This window comes from Escherichia sp. E2562 (genome assembly GCF_005781075.1).
GTDB lineage: Bacteria > Pseudomonadota > Gammaproteobacteria > Enterobacterales > Enterobacteriaceae > Escherichia.
The window spans coordinates 321,579-341,176 of sequence record NZ_VATM01000002.1 but is presented as its reverse complement, the minus strand read 5'-3'; the positions used below and the strand labels follow the sequence as shown (position 1 = coordinate 341,176).

18 protein-coding genes and 1 pseudogene are annotated in these 19,598 nt (G+C 47.2%); 10 read left to right on the top strand and 9 right to left on the bottom strand.

The genetic code is table 11. The features are described 5' to 3' along the window. The first annotated feature begins 49 nt into the window (after window positions 1-49). From ompC to ttcA, 3 genes are all read left to right on the top strand, one after another. Window positions 50-1,168 (top strand): porin OmpC, encoded by a 1,119-nt coding sequence (gene ompC / locus FEK43_RS03445; protein WP_130216118.1) that lies wholly within the window; start codon window positions 50-52, stop codon window positions 1,166-1,168. Between the two features lie 139 nt (window positions 1,169-1,307). Next, window positions 1,308-1,742 (top strand): universal stress protein UspF, encoded by a 435-nt coding sequence (gene uspF, locus FEK43_RS03440; RefSeq protein WP_130260872.1) that lies wholly within the window; start codon window positions 1,308-1,310, stop codon window positions 1,740-1,742. 175 nt (window positions 1,743-1,917) lie between these two features. Then, window positions 1,918-2,853 carry a tRNA 2-thiocytidine(32) synthetase TtcA gene (ttcA, locus tag FEK43_RS03435; protein WP_130208761.1) on the top strand — a complete coding sequence of 312 codons (936 nt, stop codon included), beginning with the start codon at window positions 1,918-1,920 and terminating at the stop codon, window positions 2,851-2,853. 118 nt (window positions 2,854-2,971) lie between these two features. Here ttcA and dbpA read toward each other — a convergent pair whose 3' ends face one another. From dbpA to zntB, 3 genes are all read right to left on the bottom strand, one after another. Next, window positions 2,972-4,345, bottom strand: coding sequence for an ATP-dependent RNA helicase DbpA (gene dbpA / locus FEK43_RS03430; protein ID WP_135406513.1), 1,374 nt, complete (start codon window positions 4,343-4,345; stop codon window positions 2,972-2,974). A 29-nt stretch (window positions 4,346-4,374) separates the two neighbouring features. Next, window positions 4,375-4,548 carry a protein YnaL gene (ynaL, locus tag FEK43_RS23305; RefSeq protein ID WP_276319618.1) on the bottom strand — a complete coding sequence of 58 codons (174 nt, stop codon included), beginning with the start codon at window positions 4,546-4,548 and terminating at the stop codon, window positions 4,375-4,377. Window positions 4,549-4,822: 274 nt separating this feature from the next. Next, entirely contained in the window at window positions 4,823-5,806 is a 984-nt protein-coding gene (gene zntB / locus FEK43_RS03425; protein WP_130208765.1) for a zinc transporter ZntB, read from the bottom strand. Between the two features lie 256 nt (window positions 5,807-6,062). On the opposite strand from zntB, the gene FEK43_RS03420 reads away from it, so the two are divergent. Beyond that, window positions 6,063-7,295: a sensor domain-containing diguanylate cyclase gene (locus FEK43_RS03420; RefSeq protein ID WP_135406512.1), complete on the top strand. Its 1,233-nt coding sequence runs from the start codon at window positions 6,063-6,065 to the stop codon at window positions 7,293-7,295. A 30-nt stretch (window positions 7,296-7,325) separates the two neighbouring features. Here the strand turns inward: FEK43_RS03420 and smrA are convergent, their stop codons facing one another. Continuing rightward, complete coding sequence (smrA, locus tag FEK43_RS03415) at window positions 7,326-7,889, bottom strand: DNA endonuclease SmrA (protein WP_130208769.1); 564 nt, start codon at window positions 7,887-7,889, stop codon at window positions 7,326-7,328. Between the two features lie 654 nt (window positions 7,890-8,543). Here smrA and FEK43_RS22805 point away from each other — a divergent pair. The 4 genes and pseudogenes from FEK43_RS22805 to uspE form a co-directional block, all read left to right on the top strand. Further along, window positions 8,544-8,685: pseudogene (locus FEK43_RS22805) on the top strand (AbgT family transporter); the annotation flags it as partial. A 10-nt stretch (window positions 8,686-8,695) separates the two neighbouring features. Then, window positions 8,696-9,211, top strand: a complete 516-nt coding sequence (gene ogt, locus FEK43_RS03410) for a methylated-DNA--[protein]-cysteine S-methyltransferase (RefSeq protein WP_130208908.1) — start codon at window positions 8,696-8,698, stop codon at window positions 9,209-9,211. A gap of 194 nt (window positions 9,212-9,405) precedes the next feature. Continuing rightward, the gene (gene fnr, locus FEK43_RS03405) at window positions 9,406-10,158 is read left to right on the top strand and encodes a fumarate/nitrate reduction transcriptional regulator Fnr (RefSeq protein ID WP_000611911.1); all 753 of its coding nucleotides are present in this window, start codon (window positions 9,406-9,408) and stop codon (window positions 10,156-10,158) included. A 150-nt stretch (window positions 10,159-10,308) separates the two neighbouring features. Further along, window positions 10,309-11,259: a universal stress protein UspE gene (uspE, locus tag FEK43_RS03400; RefSeq protein WP_130208771.1), complete on the top strand. Its 951-nt coding sequence runs from the start codon at window positions 10,309-10,311 to the stop codon at window positions 11,257-11,259. Between the two features lie 50 nt (window positions 11,260-11,309). Here uspE and FEK43_RS03395 read toward each other — a convergent pair whose 3' ends face one another. Then, entirely contained in the window at window positions 11,310-11,567 is a 258-nt protein-coding gene (locus FEK43_RS03395) for a DUF2534 family protein (protein WP_130208773.1), read from the bottom strand. Window positions 11,568-11,810: 243 nt separating this feature from the next. On the opposite strand from FEK43_RS03395, the gene ynaI reads away from it, so the two are divergent. After that, on the top strand, window positions 11,811-12,842 hold the full coding sequence (ynaI, locus tag FEK43_RS03390; RefSeq protein WP_130208775.1) for a low conductance mechanosensitive channel YnaI: 1,032 nt from the start codon (window positions 11,811-11,813) through the stop codon (window positions 12,840-12,842). Between the two features lie 57 nt (window positions 12,843-12,899). Here ynaI and FEK43_RS03385 read toward each other — a convergent pair whose 3' ends face one another. From FEK43_RS03385 to mppA, 3 genes are all read right to left on the bottom strand, one after another. Continuing rightward, on the bottom strand, window positions 12,900-14,825 hold the full coding sequence (locus tag FEK43_RS03385; protein ID WP_135406510.1) for a GH25 family lysozyme: 1,926 nt from the start codon (window positions 14,823-14,825) through the stop codon (window positions 12,900-12,902). Between the two features lie 3 nt (window positions 14,826-14,828). Further along, window positions 14,829-15,815 carry a GH25 family lysozyme gene (locus FEK43_RS03380; protein WP_130260934.1) on the bottom strand — a complete coding sequence of 329 codons (987 nt, stop codon included), beginning with the start codon at window positions 15,813-15,815 and terminating at the stop codon, window positions 14,829-14,831. Window positions 15,816-16,095: 280 nt separating this feature from the next. After that, window positions 16,096-17,709 carry a murein tripeptide ABC transporter substrate-binding protein MppA gene (gene mppA / locus FEK43_RS03375; protein ID WP_135406509.1) on the bottom strand — a complete coding sequence of 538 codons (1,614 nt, stop codon included), beginning with the start codon at window positions 17,707-17,709 and terminating at the stop codon, window positions 16,096-16,098. A gap of 182 nt (window positions 17,710-17,891) precedes the next feature. Between mppA and mpaA the strand changes: the two genes are divergently transcribed. Beyond that, window positions 17,892-18,620 carry a murein tripeptide amidase MpaA gene (mpaA, locus tag FEK43_RS03370; protein ID WP_064527321.1) on the top strand — a complete coding sequence of 243 codons (729 nt, stop codon included), beginning with the start codon at window positions 17,892-17,894 and terminating at the stop codon, window positions 18,618-18,620. Here the strand turns inward: mpaA and ycjG are convergent. Continuing rightward, window positions 18,595-19,560, bottom strand: a complete 966-nt coding sequence (gene ycjG / locus FEK43_RS03365; protein WP_130208785.1) for an L-Ala-D/L-Glu epimerase — start codon at window positions 19,558-19,560, stop codon at window positions 18,595-18,597. The two genes, mpaA and ycjG, sit on opposite strands and share 26 nt — an antisense overlap. Window positions 19,561-19,598 lie beyond the last annotated feature (38 nt).

Below are 19,598 nucleotides of genomic sequence, written 5' to 3'. Positions count from 1 at the left end.
CCCAAAAAGGGGAAATTAAGGCAAATAAAATAACTAAAGGATTTATTCAATGAAAAGCAAAGTACTGGCGCTCTTAATCCCTGCCCTGCTCGCCGCAGGTGCTGCACATGCAGCAGAAATTTATAATAAAGACGGCAATAAATTAGACCTGTACGGCAAAGTCGATGGCCTGCATTATTTTTCTGATAATGCGAATAGTGATGGCGATCAAACTTATGTACGTTTTGGTTTTAAAGGCGAAACTCAAATTACCGATCAACTGGTTGGTTATGGCCAATGGGAATATAACGTTCAGGCTAATGGCTCTGAAAATGATAAAGGCGACTCCTGGACTCGTCTGGCATTTGCTGGTCTGAAATTTGGTGACTTCGGTTCATTTGACTATGGTCGTAATTATGGTGTGATGTACGACATCGAAGGCTGGACAGATATGCTGCCTGAATTCGGTGGCGATTCTTATACCAAAGCCGATAACTATATGACCGGTCGTGCAAACGGCGTCGCGACCTACCGTAACACCGATTTCTTCGGTCTGGTTGATGGCCTGAACTTTGCTGTGCAGTATCAGGGAGCGAACGAAAACCAGGTTAGTCATGAGCAAGAAGGTACGGCAAACGGCGGCAGTCGTAATATTAAGAATGCCAATGGCGACGGTTTCGGTATCTCCTCTACCTACGACTTAGGTATGGGGGTGAGCATTGGTGCTGCGTATACCAGTTCTGATCGTACCAACCAACAGGCTGAATTCTCTACTGCAAAAGGCGATAAGGCTGACGCATGGACGGCAGGGGCAAAATACGATGCTAACAATATCTACCTTGCAACCATGTACTCTGAAACCCGTAACATGACGCCTTACGGCAATTCAGCAAATACGATTGCCAACAAAACCCAGAATTTTGAAGTTACTGCCCAGTATCAGTTTGATTTTGGCCTGCGTCCGGCTGTCTCCTTCCTGATGTCTAAAGGCAACGATTTAGTCGGTACTGATGGCGATAAAGATCTGGTTAAATACGCCGACGTTGGCGCAACATATTATTTCAACAAAAACATGTCCACCTATGTTGATTATAAAATCAACCTACTTGATGAGGATGACAGCTTCTACGCTGCGAACGGTATCTCTACCGATGATATCGTTGCTTTAGGTCTGGTATACCAGTTTTAATCTTGCCTGCCCGCCGTTTGGCGGGCATTTTCTTCATATTTCTCCTCCCTTGATCTAAATTAAAAATGTGAACTCCGTCATTACACAAAATGAGTCATCTGGCGTTACACTTTATGCGGATACTAAAACAGGAGGTTTTATGAACAGAACGATTCTTGTCCCTATCGATATTTCAGATTCAGAATTAACTCAACGTGTGATTAGCCACGTTGAGGCAGAGGCAAAGATTGATGATGCAGAGGTTCATTTCCTGACGGTAATACCTTCGCTACCCTACTATGCCTCTCTGGGATTAGCGTATTCCGCAGAGTTACCGGCAATGGATGACCTGAAAGCGGAAGCCAAATCGCAACTGGAAAAAGTCATTAAAAAATTCAAACTGCCGACTGACAGAGTGCATGTCCATGTTGAAGAAGGTTCGCCAAAAGACCGTATTCTGGAAATGGCGAAAAAAATCCCTGCTCACATGATAATCATTGCTTCTCATCGACCGGATATCACCACCTACCTGCTCGGCTCTAACGCCGCTGCCGTAGTACGTCACGCCGAGTGCTCAGTGCTGGTCGTGCGCTAACACTAACGCCCGCAGACCGCTGCGGGCTTTTTGATTCATTTCGCAAATGTGCTGACATTTTCCCCTCTAATCCGTACCATACACTCCACAGTTTTTATATCAGATTTCTTATGCTGGGCGTTCCGGCATGACGCATACTTTTCTGATGCCATATAACGAATTGAGTCGCTATTAAATGTCGCAAAATCAAGAAATTAGTAAGAAAGAACAATACAATCTCAACAAATTGCAAAAACGTCTGCGTCGTAACGTGGGCGAAGCCATTGCTGACTTCAATATGATTGAAGATGGCGACCGCATTATGGTTTGCCTCTCCGGGGGCAAAGACAGCTATACCATGCTGGAGATCCTGCGTAATTTGCAGCAAAGCGCGCCAATCAATTTCTCGCTGGTTGCCGTTAACCTCGACCAGAAACAGCCTGGTTTCCCGGAACACGTCCTGCCGGAGTATCTCGATAAGCTGGGCGTGGAGTATAAGATTGTTGAAGAGAATACTTACGGGATCGTAAAAGAGAAAATCCCTGAAGGAAAAACTACCTGCTCGCTCTGCTCTCGTCTGCGTCGCGGTATCCTTTATCGCACCGCAACAGAACTGGGTGCCACGAAAATCGCACTGGGTCACCACCGCGACGATATCCTGCAAACGCTGTTCTTAAATATGTTCTACGGTGGCAAGATGAAGGGGATGCCGCCGAAACTGATGAGCGATGATGGCAAACATATCGTGATTCGTCCGCTGGCCTACTGCCGCGAAAAAGATATTCAGCGTTTTGCCGATGCGAAAGCGTTCCCGATTATTCCATGTAACCTGTGCGGATCGCAGCCTAACCTGCAACGTCAGGTGATTGCCGATATGCTCCGTGACTGGGATAAGCGTTATCCGGGACGTATCGAGACAATGTTCAGCGCGATGCAAAATGTAGTGCCGTCTCATCTGTGCGATACCAGTCTGTTCGATTTCAAAGGCATTACCCACGGTTCAGAAGTGGTTAACGGCGGTGATCTGGCGTTTGATCGCGAAGAGCTCCCACTACAACCGACGGGCTGGCAGCCTGAAGAAGACGAAAATCAGCTGGATGAACTGCGGCTGAATGTGGTTGAAGTGAAATAATCAGGATAACGCCCGATGCGTAAGATTATCGGGCTACTCTTATGCATGCCGGATAAGACGCGGCCAGCGTCGCATCCGGCAAGATGTTTAGCCTTGCATCAGGCAATTCAACATTTCGTTATTTTAATAACCGTACCCGGCAAGTTTTTCCTTTAATCTTACCGCCCTGTAACTGCTTCCATGTCTTATGAGCAACAGCCTGTCGCACTGCGACATAGACATGCGCTGGGTGCACGGTGATTTTGCCAATATCTGCGCCATCCAGCCCGATATCTCCTGTCAGCGCGCCTAATACATCACCCGGACGCATTTTGGCTTTTTTCCCGCCATCGATACACAACGTTGCCATTTCAGCCTCCAGCGGCACAATGTCCCTGCTGGCTGGTAACGTTTGCCAGTTAAGTTTCATCTGCAACATGTCGGCAATGATATTAGCGCGCTGTGCTTCTTCTGGCGCACAGAAACTGATTGCCAGACCGCTATTCCCGGCACGCGCCGTACGCCCGATACGATGCACATGAACTTCAGGATCCCACGCCAGCTCAAAGTTCACCACCAGCTCAAGCGATTTAATATCCAGACCACGCGCAGCGACATCGGTCGCTACCAGCACACGAGCGCTACCGTTGGCAAAACGAACCAACGTCTGGTCGCGATCGCGCTGTTCCAGATCGCCATGTAACGACAATGCACTTTGCCCTACTTCATTCAGCGCGTCACACACAGCCTGGCAATCTTTTTTGGTGTTACAAAACACCACACAAGACGCTGGCTGATGCAAACTTAATAACCGTTGCAACAACGGAATTTTGCCCTTGCTGGATGTCTCATAAAATTGTTGTTCAATAGGCGGAAGAGCATCTGTTGTGTCTATTTCAATCGCCAGGGGATCTCGTTGCACACGACCGCTTATCGCGGCGATCGCTTCCGGCCAGGTGGCAGAGAAGAGAAGCGTCTGGCGAGAAGCTGGCGCAAAACCGATGACTTCATCAATTGCGTCGCTAAACCCCATATCTAGCATACGGTCGGCTTCATCCATGACCAACGTATTCAACGCATCTAACGAAACAGTGCCTTTTTGCAGGTGATCCAGCAAACGCCCCGGCGTTGCCACGATGATATGCGGCGCGTGTTGCAGTGAATCGCGCTGAATACCAAACGGCTGACCGCCGCATAAGGTCAAGATCTTGGTATTTGGTAGGAAACGCGCCAGCCGACGTAACTCCCCTGCGACTTGATCCGCCAGTTCACGAGTCGGACACAGCACTAAAGCCTGAGTCTGAAACAGCGACGCATCAATTTGCTGTAACAACCCAAGGCCAAATGCCGCGGTTTTTCCGCTGCCGGTTTTCGCCTGCACGCGAACATCTTTTCCAGCAAGGATCGTCGGAAGTGCGGCGGCCTGCACCGGTGTCATGGTTAAGTAACCCAACTCATTAAGGTTAGTGAGCTGGGCGGGAGGCAAAACGTTCAGGGTAGAAAAAGCGGTCACAATCTATTCTCGTGGTCATCAGCGCAAAGTTAGCAGGCGCGTATCCTCGCAGATCTACGCTCACGTTGCGACAATTTAATCGGTTCTTCATCGGGCGGCGGGTCGGGCATAGGTTGTGGACGAGGGATTGGATCGGGGACTGGTACGGGATCGCCAGGAATCGGTTCAGGGACAGGAATTTGCAAATAAATGAGTGTCATCATATTTCCCTTTGGTCATTGGGTAGACTCTTAAAGGGTAGACGTTGACAGATAACAGACAAAAAAAAGCCGACTTATCTAAGTCGGCGTCGTACGAATCAATTGTGCTATGCAGTAATTCAAAAAAGGAAGTAAGACAATATGGAGCGCAACGCCCATCGCTTGACGTTGCATTCACCTGCGTGAAAGATATTGCCCTGATTGGGTAGAGAGTTTATTGACCTCGCTCAAACTTTACGGCGTTTTTGTATACAGAAACCCGGGGAAATTGCTTTTGTTACAACCATTTACTACGATGCAACCATAAAGCAACACCACCAATAAGAACAACTAACAGAATACAAAAAAGCGAAAAACCAAATTGCCATCCTCCACCTGGAATACCGCCGAGGTTAACGCCAAATAACCCGGTTAAAAATGTACTGGGTAAAAAGACCATTGCCATCAATGACATTGTGTAAGTACGGCGGGCTAAATTTTCCTGCATCACTTGGGCGATTTCGTCCGCCATCACGCCAGTTCTCGCAATGCACGCGTCAATCTCATCCAGACCGCGCCCAAGACGGTCAGCAATATCCTGCATTCGGCGCCGTTGATCGTCATTCATCCAGGGCAGGCGCTCACTGGCAAGACGAGCATAAACATCTCGCTGCGGCGCCATATAGCGACGCATAACAATGAGTTGTTTTCGTAGTAGTGCCAGGAAACCGCGCGGCGGAATTTGTTGATCAAGTAAATTATCTTCCAGGTCGATAATTTTATCGTGCAGTTGCTCTATAAACTCATTGGAGTGATCGGTTAATGCATCACACACATCCACCAACCAGCCTCCGCAATCAGTCGGGCCGGTACCCTCTTCCAGATCGCTAACTACATCGTCTAACGCCAGTACTTTACGTTGTCGGGTCGAGACAATGAACCGACCGTCCATATAAACACGCATGGCGACCAGCTGGTCGGGACGTTCATCAGTACTGCCATTAATGCAGCGCAACGTAATCAACGTCCCTTCACCAAGACGGCTGACTCTGGGGCGCGTGCTTTCCCCTGCCAGCGCGTCACGCACGTTATTTGGTAGCAATGGTGTCGTTGCCAGCCACTGCGCGCTGTCATGGTGCACATAATTAAGGTGGAGCCAGCAGGGATGCTCTTCATCTATCTCATCTGTATTTTCCAGCGGTTTAACGCCGCCTTTACCATCCAACATCCAGGCAAATACTGCATCCGGTACATTTATGTCCGCTCCCTTAATCGTTTCCACAGTGCCTCCATTATCAATGCTTTATTTTGTAGTCTAGTCTTCTGGTCATCTTACGCAACATCTCCTCACCCCATTACCCTGAAATGATTAATAAAATCCTGTCAAAACTAAATACAGAAAGCAAAATACTTTTCATGATTAGAAAAGGGGTAAAGTGTTAAATAGCGTCTATCATTATCAGAATTATCTGATCATTTGTGGTGGCATTTTTGCGATCAGATAACAATAGAAAATTGATAAAAATAACGGGATTTCAATGAATACGCACAACTTCAATACCCTGGACTTATTAACCAGTCCTGTCTGGATCGTTTCCCCCTTCGAGGAATGGTTAATTTATGCCAATAGCGCTGCGCAACTGTTGATGCAAGAACTCACTTTTAGTCAGCTACGAACCGGCCTCTATTCCGTCTCCTCCCAAAACGAACTGCCAAAATATCTCGTAGACCTGCATAACCAACTCGATATTGTAGAAATTCTCACGGTCAAGCGTAATGGTGAAGAGACAGCACTAAGCTGTCGGTTAACCCTCAAAGAGATTGGTGATTCTGGGGAAGTGATTATATTTGAAGGGATGGAGACACCCGCAAGTCTGGGCTTAAAAGCCAGCCGATCTGCAAATTATCAGCGTAAAAAACAAGGGTTTTATGCGCGTTTTTTTCTGACTAATTCCGCGCCAATGCTGTTGATAGATCCCTCGCGTGATGGCCAAATTGTCGACGCCAATGTGGCCGCACTCAATTTCTATGGCTATAACCATGAAACAATCTGTCAGAAACACACCTGGGAAATTAATATTCTTGGGCGTCGCGTGATGCCTGTCATGCATGAAATTTCGCGTTTACCCGGCGGACATAAACCTCTTAACTTTGTCCATAAGCTGGCAGATGGTTCCACTCGCCATGTGCAAACTTATGCCGGGCCAATTGAGATTTATGGCGACAAGTTAATGTTATGCATCGTGCATGACATTACCGAGCAAAAAAGGCTGGAACAACAACTGGAACACGCGGCTCACCATGACGCGTTGACGGGGTTACTTAACCGCCGACAATTTTATCACATCACCGAGCAAGGCCAGATGCAGCATCTCGCAATCGCTCAGGATTACAGTTTGCTGCTTATCGACACCGATCGTTTTAAGCATATTAATGACCTGTACGGTCACCAGAAAGGTGATGAAGTTTTATGCACTCTGGCACGTACTCTCGAAAGCTGCGCTCGCAAAGGCGATATGGTGTTTCGATGGGGAGGTGAAGAGTTCGTCTTGTTATTACCCAGAACTCCGCTGGATACCGCAATTTCTCTCGCTGAAACTATCCGATTGAGCGTGGCAAAAGTGAGTATTTCTGGCTTACCGCGTTTTACGGTCAGCATTGGCGTGGCACATCACGAAGGCAATGAAGGCATCGATGAATTGTTTAAACGCGTAGATGATGCGTTGTATCGGGCGAAAAATGACGGACGCAACCGCGTACTGGCGGCTTGATATTTTCAATAGCGCGGAAGCGTCAATGAATTATCGACTGCGTTTAGCGTGACGCTCCCAGTTTTCTTGTTTCGCCTGCGCTGTTTTACGCAGTGCAACGTAACACGCCCCGCTGCCGCCATGATGCGGTAGCGCGGTGCAATAAGCCTGTACATCATCAAACTCTGTCAGCCAACGTGCGACATAACTACGGACAATGTTGGCGTGAGACTTATCTTCTCTGCCTTTGCCGTGAATAATAAGTACATTACGCAAACCATCCGCCCGCGCCTGATGAATAAAACTAAACACCATTTTGCGGCACTCTTCCACCGACTGGCGAAGTAAATTCAGGCTAGCCTGTTGCGGATATTTGCCGCTGCGTAGCTTATCGATCACCCCATGTTGCAAACCTTCCCGACGAAATTCCAGGGGCTGATTTAGCGGGATGATGTCGAGAAATCCTGTGGTGAGGAAATTATCAAGTTGCAGCGTGTCTATACGCTGTGGCGCGCGTTGGTTACGCACAGGATGCCAGTGGACATCAGTAGCGCGTTTCAGTGGTTGGACATCTTCCATGGCGTCAAGAAACAGCGATTTGTCGTCAAGGTTCATGTAACCTCCTATGTACCTTCGCACGTCGTGATCCAGACGAGTTAATTTTTCATACATCTGATGCTTGCTGTATCGTTCACTTCGCAAGTTGAAGCAACATCTTGCTCCATACAGGCTAGTGTCCCCGCAGGCGGGGCATTTTATACCAGCCTGGTTGCAGTATCGAACAGTTTAAGCCGGGAGTGAGCCTGCACAGGCCCTAATTAAGGCGATTTGTCCATCACAGCAACCAATATATGATGACGGTAATTTGTTGCACTTCGCCTGAAATATACTTCAGCAAATCACTCTGCAATATGTTTAAACGCCGAACAGGTTAATCATCCGCTAAATTCACCAGTCGATTAACGATGCATGATTATTCAATCACGAGATGAACGTTTTAACTTATATTTTCGTGAAATCTGTCACTGAAGAAAATTGGCAACTGATGGGCAAAACCGTTATAACACTGTCACCGGCTGACAGGAAGCAGGCCGGATTCAAGACGCGGATGCACTGCTGTGTGTACTGTAGAGTCTGGCGGATGTCGACAGGCTCTATTTTTTTATTCATTTGTTTGCATTGCAGAAAACCACATTCTCGCTGGTGTCGGGAGAAGTAACGAAGCAGCAGACGCATTTAGCCCGGAAATCCACCTCAGCGCTATCGATCAAACCGGAAACTAATCCAGGTACCTACTATTCATTAGTCGTACCGTACCCTCTTATCTTCTTGTGGTATGGCTGCTAATGTTGCTTGCATGGTATCTTGTCGGTCTGCTGATTAGTCGGGGGTTTACCCACATTTATCTTAAGAGAGAACGGATGCTGAGATTACTTGAAGAAAAAATTGCCACGCCACTGGGTCCTCTGTGGGTTATTTGCGATGAACAATTTCGTCTGCGGGCGGTTGAGTGGGAAGAGTATAGCGATCGCATGGTGCAATTGCTGGACATCCATTATCGCAAAGAAGGTTATGAGCGTATTTCCGCCACCAATCCCGGCGGGTTAAGCGATAAACTTCGTGATTATTTTGCCGGTAATCTAAGCATTATTGATTCCCTACCCACTGCCACCGGCGGTACGCCATTTCAACGGGAAGTATGGAAAACGCTACGCACTATCCCGTGTGGACAGGTAATGCATTACGGTCAACTGGCAGAACAACTAGGCCGCCCAGGGGCCGCGCGTGCCGTCGGCGCAGCCAACGGTGCAAACCCGATCAGTATTGTGGTGCCTTGTCACCGGGTCATTGGCCGAAACGGCACGATGACAGGATATGCAGGCGGAGTGCAGCGAAAAGAGTGGCTATTGCGCCATGAAGGTTATCTTTTACTGTAAACATTAAGCAATTTGTGCCTGCGTGTTCACAGTTTTACGTAAAGTTACCCTTAACAATCTAAGGTTTTTCAATTAGATAGACATAAATTTACATCTATTATCGGAATTCTCCGCTGTTAAGGTTTGCTTAGACTTACTTGCTCCCTAAAAAGATGTTAAAATTGACAAATATCAATTACGGCTTGAGCAGACCTATGATCCCGGAAAAGCGAATTATACGGCGCATTCAGTCTGGCGGTTGTGCTATCCATTGCCAGGATTGCAGCATCAGTCAGCTTTGCATCCCGTTCACACTCAACGAACATGAGCTTGATCAGCTTGATAATATCATTGAGCGAAAGAAGCCTATTCAGAAAGGCCAGACGCTGTTTAAGGCTGGTGATGAACTTAAATCGCTTTATGCCATCCGCTCCGGTACGATTAAAAGTTATACCATTACAGAGCAAGGCGACGAGCAAATCACTGGCTTTCATTTAGCAGGCGATCTGGTGGGTTTCGATGCCATAGGCAGCGGTCATCATCCAAGCTTCGCCCAGGCGCTGGAAACCTCGATGGTGTGTGAAATTCCGTTCGAAACGCTGGACGATCTGTCCGGTAAAATGCCAAATTTGCGCCAACAAATGATGCGTCTGATGAGCGGCGAAATTAAAGGCGATCAGGACATGATCCTGCTGTTGTCGAAGAAAAATGCCGAAGAACGTCTGGCTGCATTTATCTATAATCTGTCCCGTCGTTTTGCCCAACGCGGCTTCTCCCCTCGTGAATTCCGCCTGACGATGACTCGTGGCGATATCGGTAACTATCTGGGCCTGACAGTTGAAACCATCAGCCGTCTGCTGGGGCGCTTCCAGAAAAGCGGCATGCTGGCAGTCAAAGGTAAATATATCACCATCGAAAATAACGATGCGCTGGCCCAACTAGCCGGTCATACACGCAACGTCGCCTGATTTTTCCGCATAACTCACTATCCTTCTGTCATATCATTAAATTTTTCTCATTTATTGATCTGGCAGAAGGTTCATCACTGTTTCATTCACCAGATCTAGGTTACTCTTTTAATACAAACTGCATTGACAGTTGTTGTAAGGAGACTCTGTATGGCTATGTATCAGAACATGCTTGTTGTTATCGATCCTAATCAGGACGATCAACCCGCATTACGGCGAGCTGTTTATTTGCATCAACGGATTGGTGGCAAAATTAAAGCCTTTTTGCCTATTTATGACTTCTCATACGAGATGACTACCCTACTCTCCCCGGATGAGCGGACCGCCATGCGTCAGGGCGTCATTAGTCAGCGTACTGCGTGGATCCACGAGCAGGCGAAATATTATCTTAACGCTGGCGTTCCCATTGAAATTAAAGTGGTCTGGCATAACCGTCCTTTCGAAGCCATCATTCAGGAAGTACTTAGCGGTGGGCACGATCTGGTGCTAAAAATGGCGCACCAACATGACCGCCTGGAAGCGGTGATTTTTACGCCAACAGATTGGCACCTGTTACGCAAATGCCCAAGCCCGGTGTGGATGGTGAAAGACCAACCGTGGCCGGAAGGGGGTAAGGCACTGGTGGCGGTGAATCTCGCCAGCGAAGAGCCGTATCATAATGCGCTCAATGAAAAACTGGTGAAAGAGACGATCGAACTGGCGGACCAGGTCAACCACACCGAGGTACATCTGGTTGGTGCTTATCCAGTAACCCCCATCAATATTGCGATTGAACTGCCGGAATTTGATCCAAGCGTTTATAACGATGCTATTCGCGGGCAACATTTACTGGCGATGAAAGCCCTGCGGCAGAAATTCAGCATTGACGAGAAAATGACGCATGTCGAAAAAGGTCTACCGGAAGAAGTGATTCCCGATTTAGCGGAGCATTTACAGGCAGGGATTGTGGTTCTGGGAACCGTAGGACGCACTGGTATTTCTGCGGCATTCCTTGGCAATACGGCGGAACAAGTGATTGATCATCTTCGCTGCGACCTGCTGGTGATTAAACCCGACCAATACCAGACACCTGTCGAACTGGATGACGAAGACGACGATTAATCGTTCGTCACTTACTTTCAAGGCCCGAAGTTACGGGCCTTTTCTTTTACTTACTTTTCCTCTCCACCGAGGAAATAAATACCCAGCGGGATTGCCAGTAACACGGTAAAGACCAGACTATAGACAAAAATCATCGATGACTGAATCACATACATGGATGTCGTCCATTCGGACAGCGGGATATTGTATTGTTCAATAACACCACCGATAGTCGCGCGAGTCACTACCGACGCCGCAATAATGAAAACCGCCAACAAACCTATGAGAAACTTTCTCCCTTTCGCTGACTTCAGTTTCGCCATGATCATAATGTAATCCTTTTGCAGATAAACCCTTTGTTACTTGTGTGTAACAATGCCATGACATTTTGGTGTTGTCTGCCCTGAAAGCAATAGATTGTCGCGTAACATATCATCAACTCGTTGATAAATTAGCTAATGTTGCTACTTCCTTCCCTGTCTATTGATGATATGCATGAATTATCGCGATAAAATAACCCCGCCAGGGGTTTCCGGCATGACGTCAACAATCTGGAGGAGCCTAATAAAACAATGATCGCTGAACTGTTTACAAATAATGCGCTTAATCTGGTCATTATTTTCGGTAGCTGCGCAGCATTGATTCTTATGAGCTTTTGGTTTCGCCGTGGAAATCATAAAAGAAAAGGATTCTTATTCCACGCAGTGCAATTTTTAATCTACACCATAATTATCAGTGCTGTTGGTAGCATCATTAATTATGTCATCGAAAACTACAAACTCAAATTTATCACACCGGACGCCGTTGATTTTATCTGTACGTCACTGATAGCCCTTATCCTGACGGTCAAGTTATTCCTTCTAATCAATCAGTTTGAACGGAAGCAGATTAAAAAAGGCCGCGATATTACCAGTGCACGGATTATGTCGCGGATCATCAAAATCAGCATCATCGTCGTCATTGTTCTGCTCTATGGCGAACATTTCGGCATGAGCCTTTCAGGCTTGCTGACTTTTGGTGGTATTGGTGGCCTTGCAGTAGGTATGGCCGGTAAGGATATTCTGAGCAACTTCTTTTCCGGCATTATGCTCTATTTTGATCGCCCCTTTAGTATTGGCGACTGGATCCGTTCTCCTGACAGAAATATCGAAGGAACGGTGGCAGAAATTGGCTGGCGAATGACTAAAATCACCACATTTGATCATCGTCCGCTGTACGTGCCGAACTCACTGTTTTCATCTATCAGCGTTGAAAACCCCGGTCGAATGACCAACCGTCGTATTACTACGACCATTGGTTTACGTTATGAAGATGCGGCTAAAGTGGGCGCTATTGTCGAAGCGGTACGCGAAATGCTTACAAATCATCCCGCCATCGACCAGCAGCAAACCCTATTGGTTTATTTCAACCAGTTTGCCGATTCGTCGCTAAATATTATGGTTTATTGTTTTACTAAAACCACGGTTTGGGCCGAATGGCTTGCCGCCCAGCAGGACGTATATTTGAAAATTATCGATATTGTACAGTCGCATGGCGCGGATTTTGCCTTCCCCAGCCAGACGTTGTATATGGAGAATAACACACTACCAGAACAGGTGAAGTAATAACCTGCAGAAACTGGATGGCGATATGCTTATTCGCCATCCAGTCTTATTTATTATTCAATTAACAGCAGCCAGCGCGACATTATTCTCGCCAGCTTTAAACTGAACATATTGTTCCTCAGTACCAAAGAAAACTTCAGACTCCGTACTGTGACCGATCCCCGGTACCGTTTCATTCCCTGAATATTGCCAAAGCGTCCAGGGATTGCGTCCTTCAAGCTTCACACCAGCTTGTCCCCAATACCCCATCCACACCATATACTGCTCGAATCGACTATCCATGAAATGTGACAGGTTATTATGATTTCCATAAAATATGGGGGTTTTGTGATAATTTTGGTAGATTAAATCGGCAAAACGCAAAATATCATTACGTGCATTAGCCATTCCAGATTTTTTAAAGCAGTTTAGTTGAGTTGTATCTTCACCTTCAGGATTTACCAATAAAATGCCGGGCGGTAACATTTTCGGCTCTGCGGGCAGGAGACTTTTTGCCGTTTCCAATTGCGCCTCAGGTGTGCGGCAAAAATCAAATTTGAAATAACCTCCACGATCAAATTTGGAATCAGCTAATTGTTTCCAGTGAGACTTAAATGATGAATCGGGACCTCTCCAGCCAACCACTCTCGCATACACAAAACGCGCAGACGATTTTTCCTGGAATAATTTCCAGTCTATTTCGCCATCGTTAGAAGAAATATCATGCCCGTGAATCGGGTAAATTTCCGGCGTTTTAAAAATACGAATGTCAGGACGGTTGGGAATTGCACTTACGGGGCCATAAGGAATCTCAATCGATTTATTATCATTTTCCTGATTATCTGCGGGGACAGGGGCTGACTTATCAATCGAGAATGAGGCTACATCAATATTCGTAAACTCCCCTGCTTTACCCGCAGCTAGCTGAGTCTTATTATCCAGACGACTTGCCGCAGGTTCATTGATGAAGAAGAATCCCCCTGGACCCGCTGGCATTTCTGTTGCACCTATCCAGGCATCGCTTAAATGTAATCCCTTACCTTGTTCATCCAGTTTTTCATTAATATCTGAATATTGATCATTAACATAGATAAATAAACTCAACGTTCTGGTTATTCCTGCGTAGTATTCCTTTTTTCCATCTACTTTTACCATATACGACTTACCAAAACGTTCGTCGGCAACGCCATTCGTTACTCCTTTGATAATTGTATCGAAAAAGACACTGCCGCGCTTTACCTCCAGTGAGTAAACCTCTGTTTTATCATCACCGGCAGCTATTGCATAGGCACCAGGATTACTGTACGAGTTAGAATTACCCGCGCCGATAGTCATGCCATACAAGCCAGAACCAAAGCAGGCATTGACTAAAGTCAGAACATGGAAATAACGCTTTGCCAGAATATTAAGTTGTGTGTTCAAAGCTGGCATTTCATACATGCCTTTTGAACCATCAATATCCGTAGCGTTGCTCAATACAAATGCAGGTGCTTTATCAGAATTACCATTTTGAGTGCCAAAACGACCATGGCCTGAATAAGCAATTAACAAGCGAGCTTTCTTATCAAACATCATCCCTCTGGCAGGTAAATATTCCTTTAAAAAATAATTAATATTATCTAATGAAGCTTCCTGATCTCTCAATAAAATAACCTCATCAAACTTCTGTCCGTTGATCAGAAAATCAGCCATTCTTTGGCCATCCACCGCGGCTGCCGGAATATCTGCATGTAATAGTGGATATTTTGAAATTGCAATAATCAACCCGATGGAGCGCGTTTTCGCTGCATCCTGATCGGGTATTTTTAACGCATCACTGATCCGGATATCCAGTTTCCCTGGGTTCTCTGGCCCATAGTGGACAAAAAAATGACAATATTCATCAGGGACCATTGCGCCATTTTTGCAAATGTCATCTGCGCGGGCATCAGTCATTCCCAGTGATATTCCTGCAATTAACAGCCCCAGGACCGTTTTACATAAATTTGGCCATCGCCTGTTCATGATTTAAAACTCCTGCACACCCAGAGTGGAATAAAACTCAGCGGTCGGGCCCTTGTATATACTGGCATCGAATTTCTGACTTGATCCCAAATTAAGCTGCGCAGCATCGGTAAACTGCCAGATTGCCCATTTTGTCTGGTTAATTGAACGCGGCGTTTCGCTGGCCTGTGCCTGATTAGAATAATCAGCCAGCCACAGATTATGTTCTGCAACCTGGGCAAAACTTTTTTCTCCGCCGACGGCATCTTTCCACCACGCCCGCGCAGTGTAGATAACCGGTTTACGCCCTAAATCGGCTTCTACCTGCGCGGTGAATGCCTTGATCATCGTGATTATTTCAGTGGGTTTACGCTTCTGCCAGCGGTCCTTACCTGTTGATGAATCTACATCCCACTCAACATCCACCGCCGGTGGCATATCTGTCGCCCTTAACCCGCCATTGGCTTTAATAACTTTAACAAACGTCATTGCCTGCTTGCGTCCCCACAATTCCGCGTCGTCTGCCGGTGTGCCACTGGAAAGAAAGTGGTAGGCCCCACGGTGAAGTTTTATCCCTCGCTCAGTATCCCCAGCCCGCAGCCAAAAACCGGCGAATTCAGGATCAACATAACGCGTTCCTTGACTGGACTTCATATACAAGAACACAGACTTATTTTTTGCCAACAGTTCGATCGGGAAGTTTTTACCGTTATGATGGCTGATATCCACACCAAATAAAGAACTGGGTCGTGGTTGATTCAATACCGAATCGTAAGCGACATCAGCCGGAAATTTAAAATATTTTTTTACCGCAAAGGAATCAAACTCTTTATCACGAGATGGATCCGATTCCAGTATTTTTACAAACAATTCTTGTCGTGAGAGATCATTCGTTAAGTTTTCCAGCCCCAACGACGTGGCATCGGGCAGTGATTCTGCGGCCAGGCTTAAAGAAGGATAATGAAGGAGTAATAACGAGATAACTAAAGGAATAGCTAAGGATTTTTTCATTTTACCACCCCATTTTAGCTGTGTGTCTGTTTGCGAATGAAAATTTTCACAAGGAACGCAATACGTCTTGCGTTGTAAAGAAAAGTAAAGCACAGCTTATATTGGGAGTATGTAATACACCTTTTAAATAAAATATTTGATTGTTATTTATGCTGGACATTGGCAGAAAAATTCAAATAATTATCTTGGGTGTGATTTTTATAGGGGGGATTTTAAAAAAGAAGGTATTTTATCGGGGTTGTTAAATCTGGCGCGCATAAACGCGCCAGATGACATCATATTAATGCTTCACAATATACATTGTGCGACTATACGCCACATCTTCCGGGTTATTAATTGGATAACCTTTCAACCACGGTTTGATTAATCGCCCATTGGTATACTGGTAAATCGGTGCAATAGGCGCTTGTTCTATGAGAATTTTCTCTGCCGCGTTGTAATCGGCATTGCGCGCTTTAACGGTATTTTCAGTCGATGCCTGGGCCAGCACTTTATCGTATGCCGGATTATTAAACCGTGAAATATTTCCCGAGTGCGTTGACGTTAACAGCGTCAGGAAGGTAGACGGTTCATTATAGTCCCCTACCCATGATGCGCGGATAACGTCAAAATTACCGGTGTTACGGCTATCGATATAGGTTTTCCATTCCTGATTTTGCAATTTGACGTCCACACCAAGATTCTTTTTCCACATCGACGCTACGGCAATCGCAATTTTCTGATGGTTTTCTGAAGTGTTATACAACAGCGTCAGCTTCAGCGGTTTTTGCGGACCATAACCGGCTGCGCTCAACAAAGTTTTTGCCTGCGCATTCAGTTCTTCCTGACTCATTTGTTCAAACGGCGAAGGCTCCGGCGTAAATCCGGCAGTAACATCTGGCGTAAAATGCCATGCTGGTTTTTCACCGGTGCCTAATACTTTTTCCGTCATCAGGCGGCGGTCAATCGTCATACTTAATGCCAAACGAACGCGTTGATCTGCCGTCGGACCTTTTTGCGTATTGAAGGCATAATAATAAGTCCCCAGCTGCGGCGGTGTATAAACCTGCCCTGGAATATCCTTCAACAGCTTTTGATACATATTTTTCGGGAAGGACTCAGTGATATCAATATCACCTGCAAGATAACGTTTCGTGGCAGCGGACTCCTGGTTAATCGGCAGGAAAGTCACTTTTTGCAGTACCGTTTTTGCGTTATCCCAATAATGGGTATTCGGTACAACCACCAGCTTTTCATTCACTACGCGTTCTTTAAGCACATATGCGCCGTTGCCGATAAGTTTCCCTGGTTTTGTCCAATCTTTACCGCTTTCAACGTTGGCTTTTTGCACCGGGAAGAAGGCAAAGTTGGCCGTCAAATTAACAAACCACGGCAATGGCTTATCAAGCTGGATCTTCAGGGTATGGGCATCAACGGCAGTGACGCCAAGTTGGTCAGGCGTGGCTTTACCATCAATAATCGCCTGAGCATTGTTTACCCCCGCCAGCGCGGCAAACCAGGCAAATGGGGACAACGTTTTCGGGTCTACCAGACGTTGCCAGCTATAGACAAAATCCTGCGCGGTAACCGGTGTGCCATCTGCCCATTTAGCATCATCGCGCAGGGTAAAGGTCCAGATACGGTTGTCATTGCTTTTCCACTGGGTGGCGACGCCGGGGACAATCTCCCCTTTTTCATTCTGATTCACGAGTCCTTCAAACAAATCGCGAATCACCTGAATCTCTGGCAAACCAACCGCTTTCGCGGGATCCAATGATGCAGGCTCATCCTTAATATGACGCACCAGCTCCTGCTTGTCTGCCAGTACTGTGCCGCTCGGAACATCAGCAGCATACGAAAGAGAAATGCTGCTGACTAACAGCGCACAACAAGTTACTGAAACAGAGTGCTTCATAAGTTACCCTCAAACCGACGTTAATATTGATGCGTAATTATTTGTTTCTCCTTAAAGAAATGCAAATAACTTCCGGCAAAAAAGTGATAAAAGATCGATAACATATCGTTGTCGAAAAGGATTTGATAATCCACAAAATTTGCACAACACTGCCTGTAATACTTCTATTGTCAGAGACGATTATGACCGTGACTCGCCCACGCGCCGAACGGGGCGCTTTCCCCCCAGGAACTGAACATTACGGACGTTCATTATTGGGTGCGCCGCTGCTCTGGTTTCCCGCCCATGCCGCCAGCAGCGAAAGTGGTTTGATTCTTGCTGGTACCCACGGCGATGAGAATTCTTCCGTCGTCGCCCTCTCCTGCGCATTACGCACATTAACACCGTCTTTGCGCCGCCATCATGTGGTGCTGTGTGTGAATCCCGACGGTTGCCAGTTGGGTCTACGTGCCAATGCTAATGGTGTGGATTTAAACCGAAACTTTCCCGCGGCGAACTGGAAGGAAGGTGAAACGGTTTATCGCTGGAACAGTGCCGCCGAAGAGCGCGACGTTGTCTTGCTGACCGGAGATAAACCCGGCTCCGAACCTGAAACCCAGGCGTTATGCCAACTCATTCACCGCATTCAGCCCGCCTGGGTCGTCTCGTTCCACGATCCGCTGGCGTGTATTGAAGATCCCAGACACAGCGAATTAGGTGAATGGCTGGCCCAGGCATTTGAATTGCCGCTGGTAACCAGCGTCGGCTACGACACCCCCGGATCCTTTGGCAGTTGGTGTGCAGACCTGAACTTGCACTGTATCACTGCTGAGTTTCCCCCCATCTCCGCCGATGAAGCCAGCGAAAAATATCTTTTTGCGATGGCGAATTTACTGCGCTGGCATCCTAAAGATGCAATTCGCCGGTCGTAAACTGAAGAGCCGGTTCCACATCCACCGCCAGCCAGGTCGGCCCGTCGAGATCGGCGAAGCTGACCTGCGGCGCCAGCGGTAATGCTGCGCTAATGGCGCGTGAGGTGCATAACATGCAGCCCAACATCAGGCTGAAACCTTGTGCACGCGCTTCTGTTGCCAGCGCCAACGCTTCCGTCAGGCCGCCGGTTTTATCAAGCTTGATATTAACCATCTCATAGCGCCCTTTCAGCGCCTTCAGGTTGCTGCGGGTATGACAACTTTCGTCCGCGCAAATAGGCAATGGATGGATAAAATTCTCCAGCGCCGCATCGTCCTGAGCCGGGAGAGGTTGCTCCAGCATTGCGACGCCTAAATCGGCCAGCAACTGGCATCGAGCCGCCAGTCCTTCCGCACGCCAGGATTCATTAGCATCAACAATTAACGTCGCATCCGGCACTGCCGCGCGAATCGCCACCATCCGCTCGCTGATAAGATGATTATCCAGCTTCACTTTTAGCAGCTTAGCCCCAGCCTGCCATAGTGCTGCGGCACTGCCTGCCATCTGATCCGGCGTACCGATCACTACCGTCTGCGCAGTGGTGATCGTTTCAGGAAGAGAGATACCGGTAAGTACAGCCAGCGTCTGCTGCTGTTGTCTTGCGGCCAGATCCCACAGCGCACAATCCAGCGCATTACGCGCTGCACCGGCAGGCAGAACTTTTTGCAACTCTGCGCGCGTCAGCCCTTTTTCCAGTTGTGGGACCACGCTCATTATTTGCGCCATGACTGAGGCATCACTTTCGCCATAGCGCGGATAAGGCGTACATTCGCCCGTACCTTTGACGCCATCTTCTTCCAGTTCAACCACCACCACGCGCGCTTCACTGCGGCTTCCTCGCGCAATAACAAACGGGGTATGTAACGGCCAGGCTTCCTCAAATACCTTAACGGTTCTCATCTTTACTCCTTGTTGCCGCGGTGGTCTGCGGATTAAGC

Bases quoted from the DNA above. Each gene is read 5' to 3' on its own strand.
- ompC (WP_130216118.1), top strand. From the start codon at position 50: ATGAAAAGCAAAGTACTGGCGCTCTTAATCCCTGCCCTGCTCGCCGCA.
- uspF (WP_130260872.1), top strand. From the start codon at position 1,308: ATGAACAGAACGATTCTTGTCCCTATCGATATTTCAGATTCAGAATTA.
- ttcA (WP_130208761.1), top strand. From the start codon at position 1,918: ATGTCGCAAAATCAAGAAATTAGTAAGAAAGAACAATACAATCTCAAC.
- ynaL (WP_276319618.1), bottom strand. From the start codon at position 4,548: ATGATGACACTCATTTATTTGCAAATTCCTGTCCCTGAACCGATTCCT.
- FEK43_RS03420 (WP_135406512.1), top strand. From the start codon at position 6,063: ATGAATACGCACAACTTCAATACCCTGGACTTATTAACCAGTCCTGTC.
- smrA (WP_130208769.1), bottom strand. From the start codon at position 7,889: ATGAACCTTGACGACAAATCGCTGTTTCTTGACGCCATGGAAGATGTC.
- ogt (WP_130208908.1), top strand. From the start codon at position 8,696: ATGCTGAGATTACTTGAAGAAAAAATTGCCACGCCACTGGGTCCTCTG.
- fnr (WP_000611911.1), top strand. From the start codon at position 9,406: ATGATCCCGGAAAAGCGAATTATACGGCGCATTCAGTCTGGCGGTTGT.
- uspE (WP_130208771.1), top strand. From the start codon at position 10,309: ATGGCTATGTATCAGAACATGCTTGTTGTTATCGATCCTAATCAGGAC.
- FEK43_RS03395 (WP_130208773.1), bottom strand. From the start codon at position 11,567: ATGATCATGGCGAAACTGAAGTCAGCGAAAGGGAGAAAGTTTCTCATA.
- ynaI (WP_130208775.1), top strand. From the start codon at position 11,811: ATGATCGCTGAACTGTTTACAAATAATGCGCTTAATCTGGTCATTATT.
- FEK43_RS03385 (WP_135406510.1), bottom strand. From the start codon at position 14,825: ATGAACAGGCGATGGCCAAATTTATGTAAAACGGTCCTGGGGCTGTTA.
- FEK43_RS03380 (WP_130260934.1), bottom strand. From the start codon at position 15,815: ATGAAAAAATCCTTAGCTATTCCTTTAGTTATCTCGTTATTACTCCTT.
- mppA (WP_135406509.1), bottom strand. From the start codon at position 17,709: ATGAAGCACTCTGTTTCAGTAACTTGTTGTGCGCTGTTAGTCAGCAGC.
- mpaA (WP_064527321.1), top strand. From the start codon at position 17,892: ATGACCGTGACTCGCCCACGCGCCGAACGGGGCGCTTTCCCCCCAGGA.
- ycjG (WP_130208785.1), bottom strand. From the start codon at position 19,560: ATGAGAACCGTTAAGGTATTTGAGGAAGCCTGGCCGTTACATACCCCG.